Source organism: Rheinheimera sp. KL1, assembly GCF_001275035.1.
Lineage (GTDB): Bacteria > Pseudomonadota > Gammaproteobacteria > Enterobacterales > Alteromonadaceae > Pararheinheimera > Pararheinheimera tangshanensis.
Genome location: NZ_LAMX01000016.1, coordinates 21,273 through 34,693 on the forward strand (window position 1 = coordinate 21,273; position 13,421 = coordinate 34,693).

Genomic DNA, 13,421 nt, shown 5'->3' on the forward strand with positions numbered 1-13,421 from the left:
AAAAGTTGCAGCAAAAACTATAAAAAAGGCCAGCGATTTGCTGGCCTTTTTCTCCCCGTCGACGTCTATCGTCCCCTGTTGTTTTTATTCTTTTTGCCCCTGTTTTTTTATCAGGTTAGGCAAATCAATACTCGTAATTTCAATAACCAAGAGTATAAAAAATCAACTGCGTTAGTTATAACTAATTTAACCGGTAATCGCCACCATCTTTTGCACGAAAACACGGACTATTTTGTGTACTGGCGATACAAGGCTGTGCCTGAGCGTTGCCGCGTATCATACTGAACCAGCCAGTCTGCTCACCTGTCAGCTGTAATTGGATGTCTTCAATACCTGCTTTATCCATGGAGCCATTTACTCCTTTGTGGCAAAACAACAATTCGACATGGCGTTCGCCATCTTTTAATAACAGCGATTGTGGCTGCTCCGGATGACCGCCAAAAGCGACAAACTGCGCCGGTGTTCTTAAGCCACTATTGCTACCGTCGGCAAAATAAGCCAATACATGCTGGTAATACACCACATAACTGCAGACTTCTTTATGCGAGCCTCTGTCCAGTGGAAAAACTTTATCCAGAAAAGCTTTGGAGTAATCCATGATCTGACGGACATGACTCTGGTTCAGCTCTGCAATATGGCTGATCTCTTCCCGGATATCATGGTCCTGGTGTGAGTTTTGGGTGGCTGTCATGTTCATGATTTCTGTCCTGTTCTGTGTTGCTTTTAATTAGGTCTTAAGGCTGTAGGGCCAGTAAAGCAGCATTGCTGTTGCTTGATATTTAGTCTATGTTAGTTTTCTGAATAATTTCACAATAAAAACTTCACAGTGTGAATTTTACAAAATGACAGCTAATAAAAGTTTACTCAGAAAGTCGCATTTCCTTGGTACTAAGATCAGAAACCTTAGAAAGCGCAATAATTTGACGATGGAAGACTTGTCGACCCGCTGTATCAGAGTGAACTCTGAGTACGCGCCGTCCGTGTCTTATTTGTCGATGATTGAACGTGGCAAACGGGTGCCGAGTCTGGATATGCTGCAGGTCATTGCTGAAGTTTTTCAAAAAGAAGTCGAATGGTTTTTGGATGGTGAAGAGCAGCAACTGGATATCACACCACAAAAAGGCAGTCGTGGTGGAGTGTCTGGTATGGCGCTGGAACCGGGCTTTTTGTTTTCTAACGATATTCTGCAAATTGCTATTCCGGAGATGTTGTCACAAACCGGTATTAGCGGCCGTCAGTTTGCCCAGCTGCTTATTCGCGCGCATCAGGAGCATCATCAAAACCATTTCCCTGAGCTGGAACGGGCCGCTGAAGAAGTGGGTTTAAAACGTATGCCCTTGTCGGTAGACGATTTAATGCAGATAGTGCAGCAACTGGGTTTGCAGGTGCGCTGGTTTGAGCAAACGCCGAAAGAGGTACTGGACGAGCTGGGCGTATTGTCGAAAAACGTACCAACTTCATACTTTTTACCTCCTGCCACTTTGCATTTAAATAAGCTGTTGCAGCAATGGCCGACCCGGCTGAAATACGAACTGGCTGTGCATATCGGTCATGCGGTACTGCATAACAAAGACGGTGTAAAAAGCGGCATGATGGTGGGTGGTGCTTTTGAATCTGTGCCGACGGACGACAGTGCTGTGGCACCACAGGATATTCTGCATGCCTGGCGTGACTTTGAATCGAGCTTTTTTGCCGGTGCTTTGTTGTGTCCTAAAATGCCATTTCGCCAGTTGCTGGATAAACAAGGCTATGAAATCAGTTCACATCAGTTAGCTGGTGTATCGGCTTCTGTCGCTATGCGGCGGATGACGGCCGTATCTCCTTACAGCCACTGGCATTATTTTGATGCCTATACACCGGGTAAATTAAAGGCGGTGTATAGGGGCAATGGTATTCCTTTGCCCTGGGGCAATATGCGCCAGGTGGAGGACCCGTGTCAGCACTGGGCGGTATTTCGCATGTTTGAAGCAGCCGAATCGGCCCATTCCGCGCAGTTGTCTATTTTAGATGTGCAGGGCCAGCCACGGATTTATTGTTGCGAGTCGACCAAAGTGTCGGACTTAGCGGGCAATGCTCATGTGCTTTGTGCCGGGATAGATTTAAACCCGGCTATTGAGGCGCAGGGCATGGATGTGGAGACTATGGCGCAGGAGTTAAAGCAATTGTGTCGCGCTCAGGGCGGCTCTGCTGTGGTACCTAAAGCTATTCGTTCTACCTTGACCACAGTGTCGAATATTTTGAATATTAACTGGGTGGCCCGAAGTTTAGATAAACCAGCCCAGCTGATTTGCTCGCGTGGTAATCATTGTCCACGAGAGCCAGGCTGTTACCAGCACTGCTCCGCGAAATAAAAGCATAAAAAAAGGGTCCACACTGGACCCTTGATAAGCTTATAAACCTTGCTTTAACTGCCAGCTTAATTGCTGCTCAGCGAAAAATGGCACTATAGGGCTGCCATCAGGCAAAGTGATCTCTGCTGGTACAGTCCAGTCTTGTTTCACTAAGGTGATGGTGCCGCTGTTGCGTGGCAGGTTGTAGAAGTCCGGGCCATAGTGGCTGGCGAAACCTTCTAACTTGTCTAAGCAACCTAAGTCTTCAAATACCTGAGCGTACAGCTCAATAGCGCTCCAGGCACTGTAACAACCGGCGCAACCACAAGCTGCTTCTTTACGGTGCTTGGCATGAGGTGCTGAATCTGTGCCTAAGAAAAACTTCTTATTGCCGCTGGCCACTACAGCACGCAGCGCTTCCTGATGGGTACGGCGTTTGAGCACCGGCAGGCAGTAGTTATGTGGCCGTACACCACCGACTAACATATCGTTGCGGTTCAATAATAAATGCTGTGGTGTGATGGTGGCTGCAATACGCTCTGGTGCGGCTTTGACAAACTCAACCGCGTCAGCCGTAGTGATATGTTCAAACACCACTTTAAGGCCAGCAATAGTGTTTATCAGCTGAGTTAAATGCTGGTCGATAAAGACTTTTTCTCGGTCAAAAATATCGATATGGCTGTCGGTCACTTCACCATGTACCAACAACAGCATCTGCTGCTCTGCCATCACTTCCAGCACAGGGTAGAGTTTACTTAAGCTGCTGACACCGGAGTGAGAATTGGTAGTTGCGCCTGCCGGATATAATTTAGCGGCCACCACTCCAGCCGCTTTGGCGGCTTTAATCTCTTCGGCTGTAGTTTTGTCTGTTAAATACAACACCATCAGAGGTTCAAAACTGCTGCCTGCAGGGCGTGCGGCCAGAATACGTTCTTTATAAGCTAAAGCTTCTGCTGCATTGGTGACAGGAGGAACAAGATTGGGCATCACGATAGCGCGCTTAAAACAACGGGCAGTAGCTGCCACTGTTTCTTTCAGCATATCGCCATCGCGAAAATGTAAGTGCCAGTCGTCCGGGGTTTGCAGAATTAATTCAGTCACAGCGCTCTCCTCTACTGATGCAGTGTCATGCCGTCAGGGCGTCGCAGTTTAGCACGGCTTGAGGTGATACTCAGCACAAGTTTTATTCTGTTGCTCTGGCATGGAGTCATACCACTGGTATAGGTTATAGTCAGTGGTGATAAATCAATATGTTCAGCAGGTTGCATACCATGGAACAGAGCAAGGCTTTAAATCAACAATCTCAATGGTTGCTGCCCTGGCAATGGATAGTTCCGCTGTTTTGTTTGCTTTGTGCCTTACTTATGACTGAATACCAGTCGAGGCAATTGGTCGAACAACGTCAAAATCAGGCATTACAGCAGTTAGTTGGGATCTCAGGCCAGTTGCGCTCTTTTGTCGAAGCTGAACTGAATACTTCTTTGTATATGAGTCTGGGTCTGGCGTCGCATATACGAGCCAGCGACGGCAAGCTGTCTGAGAAAGAAATGCTGTTTTTACTGCAGAACTTGCTGGAGCAAGGCAAACATATCCGCAATATAGGGTTGGCTCCTGACAATATACTGACGCTGATTTATCCGGTTCAGGGCAATGAGCGTGCTTTGGGGCTGAACTACAAAACTTACCGCAACAATGGCCTGAGATTAGGCAGTTAATTGAGAACAAAGAAGCCAAATTAGTGGGGCCAGTTGCCCTTATTCAGGGAGGGGATGGTTATGTTTACCGCGTGCCCTTGTTTTTAAATGATGGCAGTTATTGGGGTATTGTCAGTACAGTACTGGATTTAACGGCTTTTAATCAGATGCTGCTGCAACAGGCAAACAGCTACCAGGTGCAAGTGGGGATCCGCGAAAAAGATGAAAATTCCCCAGCTTTATTTGGCTACTCCCATTTATTTAATGAAGAAGCATTGGTACTGGATTTAAATATCAAAGGTGCACAGTGGCAGATTGCTGTTCGGTTTTTGGATGAGGCGGCTGGTTGGAGTTTGTGGCAATGGCGTTTGTTGGGCGCCTCTTTGTCTGTGGTGTTTTGCCTGATGTTGGCCTGGTTGCTGTACTCCTACCGTCGCAGTGCATTGTTTGCTGATGCCTTGCAAGACAATGAAATATACTCGCGTCGTATTATGGATAGTGTGCTGGATGTGATTGTCACCACAGACCTGGACGGCACCATTGATCGCATCAACAGTGCCATCGCTACAGTGTTTGGTTACCTTCCGATGCAGTTAGCTGGTCAGCCTTTTACCCTGTTGTTAGCGCCAGGTCAGGCAGAAGTTCTGGCTACTTTAGCTCCAGACGAGGGCACGGCGGTTGAACTGAAAGGTAGACGCCAAAATGGTGAAATTTTTGCGATAGATTTATCGCGTAACAGCACTGAACATCAGGGAAAGGCTCGTTATGTCTGGTTGATCCGCGACATTTCGGAGCGGAAAAAAGTAGAGCAGTTGAAAAATGATTTCGTTTCCACTGTCAGTCATGAACTGCGTACACCTTTAACTGCGATCAGCGGTGCTTTAGGTCTGGCTGTTGGTGGCGCTTTAGGGCCATTGAATGATAAACAACAGCATATGCTGACGCTGGCGGAGCAAAACAGTCAGCGTTTAGGTAAACTGATCAATGACTTGCTCGACATCGAAAAACTCGCCGTCAATAAGATGCAGTTTAAACTCAGGTTATGGCCTTTGGTCGCTTTATTGCGTCAGGCGATAGAGCTGAACCAGCCTGTCGCTTTGCAACGACAGGTCAAACTAGAGTTGCACTGTGCTGAGCAAGATGACTTGTGGGTTGAAGTGGATGAAGTACGATTGCAGCAGGTGATGGCAAATTTGCTGGCGAATGCCATCAGGTATTCACCCATCGGATCTGCGGTGGTGGTCAGTGTGGAGTTATCCGCCAACACAGTTCGTGTCAGCGTGACGGATCAGGGGGATGGTGTGGCAGCTGATTTTGAATCCCGCTTGTTTCAGAAGTTCTCTCAGGCAGATTCATCAGATCGCAGACAAGTAGCGGGTACAGGCTTAGGCTTAGCTATTTGCAAAGATTTGCTTAAAGCTATGGGTGGCACCATCGGCTATCATAGCGCTACAACGGGTGGTGCTTGTTTTTATTTTACTTTGCCTCTGGCAACTGAATTGTCTCTTGAATAAGGCGTGTTATGTTGACGTTACTTGATTTAATCGCAGTAGTTTGGTTTTTGTCGTTATGGACAGGCTACACCATAGTGGCTAAACGTAAGGCCCGCACTGTCAGTTGTTTATCCTTTGAATTGCGTCGTAAGCGTACTCACTGGATGCAACAGATGTTAGGCAGAGAAAACAAAATATCAGATGTCACCTTGCTGGCTACTCTGGAGCGCAATGTGTCGTTTTTTGCATCCAGTACCTTGTTAATATTAGCCGGCTTGTTAACAGCTTTAGCGTCGAGCAACAGTATCAGCGATGTCTTAAGTTACCTCACACCTTGGGTGACTCAGACCAAAGAAACCATTCAGGTGAAAATTTTATTTTTAGCTGTAATTTATGTCTTTGCGTTTTTCCAGTTTACCTGGTCGCTACGTCAATATGGATTTGGCGGAGTCTTGATTGGCGCTGCTCCTGATGGCCGCGAAATGACTACAGAAGAACAAGCCTTGTATGCTAACAGAACAGCAAAAGTGATTGATCAGGCAGGACATTCTTTCAACTACGGTTTGCGGTCTATGTATTTTTCTTTAGCTACTTTGTCCTGGTTTATTGATCCCAGTTTATTTATGGCAACCGCAGTGATTGTATTGCTGGTAATGAAACACCGGGAATTTCATTCCAAAGCTCTGAAGGCTTTGCAGGAGTGTTGAGTTGCCAGCTCTGAGTAAAATGAGATCTCATTTTACTCAGAGCCAATAAGTTAGTTACTCAGCCTTGTATTCAAAGGCTTTAATCACGCGGGCAACACCATCCACATTACGAGCCAGATTTACTGCTCTGTCCGCTTCTTGTTGATTGACCAGACCCATTAAAAACACTTCGCCGTTCTCTGTCACTACTTTGATATTTAAACCACTGACGTTTTCATCGGCCAGAAACTTGCCTTTGATACGGGTAGTGATCCAACTATCTTTGCTGCCGGTTGCAAAGCTGATTTCGCTGGCAATACGAAGCTGATTGTGTACGTCTTTGACGCCTTCGACTCTGGATACCTGACCCGCGACTTCGCGCACACGCTCGTTAGGTACCTGACCTGTTAACAGCACTATGCCGTTGTAACTGGTCATATTGATATTGCCCTTATTTTTGGTTTCAGGATTTTCGTCTAAAGCCCGAATCACTTTCACCTGAATACTTTTATCGTCAATCTGACTTCCCAGAGTACGTGGGTCGCCTGCTGATTTCACAGCTGTGGCGCCGCCAGCTAATACAGCTGCGGCACAACCTTGTAATAACCAGCTGGTCAGTACTACCAGCATTAATTTATTCAACATCAAAGATCTCCTTGTTGCGGAAACAGTGTTATGTCGATCAGCTCGCATAACGCATGCAATAAAAAGGTATAACACTCAAACACCCGCGCTGGTCTGTGCGCTGGCACCTTTAATTCTGTGTCCTGATTACCTAATAAACCCGATAATTCACCACTGTTGTCTACCGTCAAAGCCACCACAGTCATATCTTTGGTTAACGCAGCTTCAACGGCTTTAATCAGATTATGCTCCTCGCCAGTCATGGAGATAGCGACCAGAACATCACCAGCCTGACCTAAAGCCCGTACCTGGCGTGCCAGATGGTCAGGGTTTTGTTGATTATCAGGCTGTAAGCTGGAGTTGTTGCTCAACAAAGCGAAAGCCGGTAAACAAGGCCGTTCGGCTTCAAACTGATCCAGAAGCAACTGCGCAAAATGAGTGGCTAAAGCTGCAGATGCGCCTTCACCGCAACAAATCACTTTGCCGCCATTGATCAGGCAGTTCACCAGACTGACAGCCGCATTTTCGATAGGGGCAGACAAAGCTTCGCCTGTCGCTATCATGGTTTGAATATTTTCAGTAAAAAGTTGCCTGATATGGTCTTGCATTAGTTCACTGTTCCTGCAAAAGCGTTCTTAATCCAGCGGATATCTGCTGGCTGTTCGGTAATGGCCACTACATCAAAACGACAATGCTGTTGGCCAACACTTTGTAAATAACACAAAGCTGTACGACTTAGTTTCTGCTGTTTGCTCAGGGTCACCGCAGCAGCCGCACCGCCAAAGTTGCTGCTGCGCCTGAACTTTACTTCTACAAAAACCAGTGTTTGTTGCTCACGCATTACTAAATCAATTTCACCAAAGCGACAACTGTAGTTTTGCTGTACCAGTTGTAAGCCTTGCTGTTGTAAAAACACTAAGGCCTGTTGTTCATAAAACTGCCCAGTGCTTTTACTCATTTACGGCGTCCGTGGTGTCAGCAAACCATCCTTACTGTATTTGCCCCAGGTTAACTGTCGCTGAACCTGTCCACCTGTGGACAGCGCCAGATTGCCAGTTAAACCCTGATAACGCAGTGCAGGAAATTGTTGCTGTTGCTTTAAACGGAAAATTAAGTGATAGGCGTCGTACCCCATAGCAAATAAGCGCTGTAGGGTTTCATCCTGCTGTGGAAACAGCTGCTCAAATTGCTGGCGGAATTCCTGCTGCTGACCAGTACTGAGCATCCAGGGCATTTCAGTAAAAGTGAGGCCCTGCAAATCACGGCGGTCAGTAAATTCTGCCGACTTTTGATGACTACGTGAACTGGCGTATACAGGCACTGTGGTTTTGGTTGGCGCTACTGACACATCAATATAAGGTTTTAGCAAACGGGTTTGCGACGGATCAGCCAATAAATAAATCGCGTCTATATCCTGACGACTATGAGGCTCAGCTTTGACACTTTCACCCGCTAATTTGCTGATGTCGCGAATACGTTGCTCACTGGCTGCGGTTTCCAGCAGTTGTTTGATGGTGCTTTCCATCCCCGCCTGATCGGCAAACCAGTAGATTTCAGGTTCTTTGCCCGCCACTTGTTTCCAGTCACGGCCGAATTGTTCTGCCATACGCTGACTCAATGGGTTACGGGACGCCATCAGCACAGGTTGTTTATAATTTTTTTGTTTAAACAGCATGGCCATTTGATGGGCTTCATCTTCCACACTTAGAGAAAAATAAAATTTATCAGCAGAGTGTTGCACCAGATCAGTTTTACCATTTAAAAACAGCGTAGGAATAGTCCAGTCCGTTTGTTGTGAAATGGCATCCACTTGTTCTCTGAGCAAAGGCCCAATGACAAAATCTACTTGTTCAGCCGCCAGTTGTTGCTTCAAAGCTGCAGCTTCAGTTTGGCTGTCGATAAAAATTAAACGCGCCTGCTGGTTGGCTGAGGCGGCCAGAATGCCTTGTTGTATGGCTTCGGCATGTTGGCGGAAGTTGCTGCTAAAAGGTAATAAAACGGCAATAGTTTGCGGCGAAAACGCATCCACAGCACTTAATTGCTGAATTTCGGCCGGTAATTGCTGTAAAGACGGCACATTTGAGTATTGTTGCTGCCAGTCGCTAATCGCCTGAGTTAAAGCTGGCGTATTCCCTAAATACTGTTGATGCAGTTGTAATAATTTGGCCCAGCCCTGAGTGGTGGTGTCTGTGCTTTGGCTCAGACTACTTAATTGGTCTGGTGTCAGCATACCTAATTGCTGCCATAAAGCGCTTTGATAAATGCTTTGCTCTGGCTGCAAGGCCAGCAATTGCAGATAAGTTTTTACCGCTTTTTCCGGCTCTCTTCTGCTACTTTGATACTCTGCCAGGCTTTGCAGATACGCAGCTTTGTCTTCATCTCTGAACGAACTTAGCGAATACTGGCTGCTGAATTTCTCGATATCGTCATGATCTTCAGCTGCGATCAGACCCTGGAAAAAGGGCAATAAGTTGGCTTGTTGCACATCAGGAGTCGCCTGGCTAGCCAGCACACGGCTTATGGCCTGAGCCTGTTCAGTTTCACCTTGTTGCAGATGAGCTTTGGCCGCTTCAAGCAGTTGCCATTGCTGCTCTGAACCTTGCTGCTGACCGGCTTGTTCAATAAAGTCGGCACCAGACAAAGGCTTTTCTATTTTAACAATTTCTACTTCTTCCTCTGCCAAAGGTGCAGGTTTGACGATCGGAGCCCGTTTTACCGGAGCGGTCTGCTCTGGAGTAGAAGAGCAACTGGCTAACGCTATAGCGCTGCCTAAAAGAATAAATGGCTTCAGTTTGCTGGATTTCACAATGCACAGGTACAATGAAGGAAACATGCAGGTATCTTACTCAGTGCCGTGCCTAAGCTCAATGAATTCCAGCCAAAGTAATTCAAGTACAACGGAATAAGCGCCATATGACTGCACCAAGCGGAAATTTATACATAGTAGCCACGCCTATCGGCAATTTAGACGATATCAGTCAGCGCGCTATCAAAACGTTAAGCTCTGTGGCCTGGGTGGCAGCAGAAGATACCCGACACAGTGGTAAGCTGCTCAGTCACCTGGGTATTTCAGCCAAAATGTTGGCGCTGCATGACCACAATGAAAAACAACGTGCTGCTACTTTATTACAGAAATTACAGGCAGGCGAAGACGTGGCGTTGATTTCAGATGCGGGCACGCCGCTGATTAGTGACCCGGGATACAGTCTGGTGCGTTTATGCCGCGACGCAGGTGTCCGTGTTGTGCCCATTCCTGGTCCTTGTGCTTTGATCAGTGCTTTATGTTGTGCGGGTTTGCCTACAGACAAGTTCCACTTTATTGGTTTTCTACCGGCCAAAAGCCAGCAGCGTCAGAACGTACTCAGCACCATTCCACAAGGCGTGGGTACCTTGATTTGCTATGAAACAGCGCGCCGTATCAAAGACTGTTTAGAAGATGTAGTGAAAGTCTTTGGTGCAGAACGTGAGCTGGTGCTGGCCAAAGAGCTGACCAAAACCTTTGAAAACTTTGTGTATGGTACTGCTGCACAAATTACAGCATGGCTGGATGAAGATCCGGCCCGTTGTCAGGGCGAAATGGTGCTGATGATAGCGCCGACTTTAGCCGCCGAAGAAGAAATTAACCCGGCCGCTCAGCAAACCTTAAAACTCTTGATGAGCGAATTACCACTGAAAAAAGCCGCTGCTTTAACCGCAGAAATTCACGGTGAAAAGAAAAATGCCTTGTATAAGCTGGGGTTGAGTTGGGGCGCTGAAGACTAAATTTTCGGCTGTGGAATTGAAGCTGGGTGATGAAAGCTTAGTTCCGTTTAGCCAAATTCATCGGAGTTGCAACGCGGCGGCAAGAGCTTGAGTCCCCAATCACATAGATAAACTATGTGATTGGGGCGAAATGGCGCAGCCAACAAAGTTGCAGCTTCGAGGAAGAAGGGTATAATGCGCGCCGTGAGTTGGCCCAGACAATCGCTGCCTGCGTAAGCAGGGGGAGGAAAGTCCGGGCTCCATAGGGCAGGGTGCCAGGTAACGCCTGGGGGGCGCGAGCCTACGACTAGTGCAACAGAGAGCAAACCGCCGATGGCCCACGCAAGTGGGATCAGGTAAGGGTGAAAGGGTGCGGTAAGAGCGCACCGCGCGACTGGTAACAGTTCGTGGCACGGTAAACTCCACCCGGAGCAAGACCAAATAGGCCCCCATTGGCGCGGCCCGCGTTGGGGGCGGGTAGGTTGCTTGAGGCGTGCGGTGACGTACGTCCTAGAGGAATGATTGTCCACGACAGAACCCGGCTTAACGGGCCGACTCACACCTTTCTTTTTTAACAAGGTAGCTAGCCTTGTGTCAGTTTTGCTAGTCTTGCTGCCTCTGTTCTTTCGTTCTGATTGTTATGCAAACAACAAAATCTTCGATACCTGAATCCATCCCCTTCTGGCAAGCCTTCTGGTTCTGGTTAAAGCTGGGCTGTATCAGCTTTGGTGGGCCTGCGGGGCAGATTGCTATCATGCATACTGAGCTGGTGGAAAAACGCCGCTGGATCAGTGAAGGCCGGTTTTTGCATGCGCTGAATTATTGCATGTTGTTGCCTGGGCCTGAAGCACAGCAACTGGCGACCTATTTAGGCTGGCTGATGCACCGTACTTTAGGTGGGGTGGTAGCGGGTCTGTTATTTATACTACCTTCATTAGTGTTACTGGTGCTGCTGTCCTGGGGGTATCTGGTCTACGGTGAACATCCTTGGGTTGCCGCTATTTTTTATGGCATCAAACCTGCTGTAGCTGCGATCGTCTTACACGCAGCCTGGCGGATAGGGGGGCGGGTGATGAAACATCCGCTGCTTTGGGCTATTGCCATTGCGGCTTTTGTCGCCATTTTTGCGTTAAAACTGCCTTTTCCGCTGATTGTTATAGCTGCAGCTGTGACTGGTTTGATTGGCAGCAAACTGGTACCAGCCGCTTTTTCCGCTAATACACACTCAAGTGCGCAGAAAAGTTATGGCCCGGCCTTGATTGACGACAGCACGCCCACGCCTTCTCATGCCTTGTTCCGCTGGCGCCGTTTTAGTCTGGTGTTGTGCTGTGGTGTTGTGCTTTGGGCTTTGCCTATGGCGGCCTTGACCCTGAGCCTCGGCTGGCAGCACCAACTGACGCAAATGAGTTGGTTTTTTACTAAAGCGGCTTTGCTGACTTTTGGTGGTGCTTATGCGGTATTGCCTTATGTCTATCAGGGGGCTGTCGATAAATTTGGCTGGTTAACGCCGGGGCAAATGATGGATGGATTGGCATTGGGTGAAACTACGCCAGGTCCGCTGATTATGGTGGTGGTCTTTGTTGCATTTGTCGGGGCTTATGTCGCGGCCAGCTTTGGACCTGATCTGATGTTGTTTGCTGGAGTCACTGCGGCGCTACTGGTGACCTGGTTTACCTTTTTGTCTTCCTTTATTTTTATTCTGGCTGGTGGTCCTTTGGTGGAATCCACTCAAGGCAAGCTGCAACTGACCGCACCATTAACTGCCATTAGTGCCGCAGTGGTGGGTGTTATTGTCAATTTAGCGCTGTTTTTTGCTTATCATGTGCTTTGGCCTGCAGGTTTTTCCGCCACTTTTGATTGGCAAGCCGGCCTTATTACCGTACTGGCTGCATTGGCATTGTTTGTGGCGAAACAGGATGTGATGCGGGTGATAGTTGGTGCTGCCATAGCGGGACTGTTGTTGTCTTTTTGGAGTCTTAATTAATGTGGATTGATTTGAATCAGCTGGATGCATCAAAAGCTTATAAGCTGCTCACCAGTATTATAACGCCGCGCCCCATTGCCTGGGTTTCTAGTTTGTCTGCAGACGGCGTATTGAATCTGGCGCCCTTTAGCTTTTTTCAAATGGTGACGGATCAGCCTCCTACTTTGATGATTTCCACTCAGCATAAAGCCGATGGCAGTCGTAAAGATACCAGCTTAAATATCGAAGCTACCCGCGATTTTGTCGTTAATCTGGTGCCATTTGCGCTGGCGAATGAGATGAATATCAGCGCTGCGGCTGTACCTGGGGATCAAAGCGAATTTGACTTAGCGCGACTGGAGCAAGCTCCATCCAGCCAGATTCAAGTACCTCGTGTGGCTTTAGCTCCGGTGGCGCTTGAATGCCGCCTGGCGAAGCTACAACCTTATCCGCCGGAAAACCCAAGCTGTGAAGTGATTTTTGCAGAGGTACTGGCGTTATATATTAATCCTGCGATATTGGACGCCAATGGCTTACCTGATCCATACAAAATGGATTTGATCAGTCGTATTGGCGGTTCAGGTTACAGCAGGGTTGCTGCTGATATATTTCAATTAGCCCGACCTGCTTCGGCAGTCCGTCGCTGAACTTCCTGTTTTTAGCCCTGACTCTGTCACCAGCGTCAGGGCTTTTTTTATTGTTAGTTGTGAGCGCTTGCTAACTTCATGAGTCTTTGTTTTATTGGTTTTTTCTTTGGCTTTTATCCATTTTACTCAGGTTTCCAGCTTTGATCTTCGTTGTTGTCAGTTATTGTGTTTTTTAGCCTTTACCTTGTTCTCTTTAAGTATTCATGGATAAGTATCTTTTTTTTATCAAATAGAATCATAGGG

Annotated in this window: 13 protein-coding genes and 1 other RNA gene; 8 read left to right on the forward strand and 6 right to left on the reverse strand. The window is 47.5% G+C overall.

Features of this window, described 5'->3' with window-relative positions:
- Positions 1 to 181: 181 nt before the first annotated feature.
- A complete protein-coding gene (locus WH43_RS08055) occupies positions 182 to 697 on the reverse strand; it encodes an aldolase/citrate lyase/malate synthase family protein (protein ID WP_152342812.1) in 516 nt (171 codons plus the stop codon).
- Positions 698 to 842: 145 nt separating this feature from the next.
- On the opposite strand from WH43_RS08055, the gene WH43_RS08060 reads away from it, so the two are divergent.
- A complete protein-coding gene (locus WH43_RS08060; protein ID WP_053424124.1) occupies positions 843 to 2,351 on the forward strand; it encodes a DUF3612 domain-containing protein in 1,509 nt (502 codons plus the stop codon).
- A gap of 39 nt (positions 2,352 to 2,390) precedes the next feature.
- Here WH43_RS08060 and pyrC read toward each other — a convergent pair whose 3' ends face one another.
- The gene (gene pyrC / locus WH43_RS08065; RefSeq protein WP_053424125.1) at positions 2,391 to 3,431 is read right to left on the reverse strand and encodes a dihydroorotase; all 1,041 of its coding nucleotides are present in this window, start codon (positions 3,429 to 3,431) and stop codon (positions 2,391 to 2,393) included.
- A 170-nt stretch (positions 3,432 to 3,601) separates the two neighbouring features.
- Between pyrC and WH43_RS08070 the strand changes: the two genes are divergently transcribed.
- From WH43_RS08070 to WH43_RS08080, 3 genes are read left to right on the forward strand one after another with little or no spacing between them, the layout of a single operon-like run.
- Positions 3,602 to 4,045, forward strand: coding sequence for a hypothetical protein (locus tag WH43_RS08070; protein WP_053424126.1), 444 nt, complete (start codon positions 3,602 to 3,604; stop codon positions 4,043 to 4,045).
- Between the two features lie 23 nt (positions 4,046 to 4,068).
- Positions 4,069 to 5,538 carry an ATP-binding protein gene (locus tag WH43_RS08075; RefSeq protein WP_053424127.1) on the forward strand — a complete coding sequence of 490 codons (1,470 nt, stop codon included), beginning with the start codon at positions 4,069 to 4,071 and terminating at the stop codon, positions 5,536 to 5,538.
- A gap of 8 nt (positions 5,539 to 5,546) precedes the next feature.
- On the forward strand, positions 5,547 to 6,224 hold the full coding sequence (locus tag WH43_RS08080; protein WP_053424128.1) for a DUF599 domain-containing protein: 678 nt from the start codon (positions 5,547 to 5,549) through the stop codon (positions 6,222 to 6,224).
- A 54-nt stretch (positions 6,225 to 6,278) separates the two neighbouring features.
- Here the strand turns inward: WH43_RS08080 and dolP are convergent, their stop codons facing one another.
- Genes dolP through WH43_RS08100 form a run of 4 tightly spaced genes read right to left on the reverse strand, consistent with a single transcriptional unit; the run spans position 6,279 to position 9,660 of the window.
- Positions 6,279 to 6,848 carry a division/outer membrane stress-associated lipid-binding lipoprotein gene (gene dolP / locus WH43_RS08085; protein WP_185148556.1) on the reverse strand — a complete coding sequence of 190 codons (570 nt, stop codon included), beginning with the start codon at positions 6,846 to 6,848 and terminating at the stop codon, positions 6,279 to 6,281.
- A complete protein-coding gene (locus tag WH43_RS08090; protein WP_053424129.1) occupies positions 6,848 to 7,435 on the reverse strand; it encodes an SIS domain-containing protein in 588 nt (195 codons plus the stop codon). Before WH43_RS08090 ends, dolP begins: the two co-directional genes overlap by 1 nt.
- Positions 7,435 to 7,785, reverse strand: a complete 351-nt coding sequence (locus WH43_RS08095; RefSeq protein WP_053424130.1) for a YraN family protein — start codon at positions 7,783 to 7,785, stop codon at positions 7,435 to 7,437. The genes WH43_RS08090 and WH43_RS08095 overlap by 1 nt, the downstream gene beginning before the upstream one ends.
- The gene (locus WH43_RS08100; RefSeq protein WP_053424131.1) at positions 7,786 to 9,660 is read right to left on the reverse strand and encodes a penicillin-binding protein activator; all 1,875 of its coding nucleotides are present in this window, start codon (positions 9,658 to 9,660) and stop codon (positions 7,786 to 7,788) included. It lies immediately after the preceding gene.
- 80 nt (positions 9,661 to 9,740) lie between these two features.
- On the opposite strand from WH43_RS08100, the gene rsmI reads away from it, so the two are divergent.
- The 4 genes from rsmI to WH43_RS08115 all read left to right on the forward strand — a co-directional run bounded on the left by rsmI (position 9,741) and on the right by WH43_RS08115 (position 13,178).
- Complete coding sequence (rsmI, locus tag WH43_RS08105) at positions 9,741 to 10,589, forward strand: 16S rRNA (cytidine(1402)-2'-O)-methyltransferase (RefSeq protein ID WP_053424132.1); 849 nt, start codon at positions 9,741 to 9,743, stop codon at positions 10,587 to 10,589.
- A 185-nt stretch (positions 10,590 to 10,774) separates the two neighbouring features.
- Positions 10,775 to 11,130: RNase P RNA component class A (gene rnpB / locus WH43_RS08805), an RNA gene on the forward strand.
- A 78-nt stretch (positions 11,131 to 11,208) separates the two neighbouring features.
- Complete coding sequence (chrA, locus tag WH43_RS08110; protein WP_053424133.1) at positions 11,209 to 12,552, forward strand: chromate efflux transporter; 1,344 nt, start codon at positions 11,209 to 11,211, stop codon at positions 12,550 to 12,552.
- A complete protein-coding gene (locus tag WH43_RS08115; RefSeq protein ID WP_053424134.1) occupies positions 12,552 to 13,178 on the forward strand; it encodes a flavin reductase family protein in 627 nt (208 codons plus the stop codon). Before chrA ends, WH43_RS08115 begins: the two co-directional genes overlap by 1 nt.
- The last annotated feature ends 243 nt before the right edge of the window (positions 13,179 to 13,421 follow it).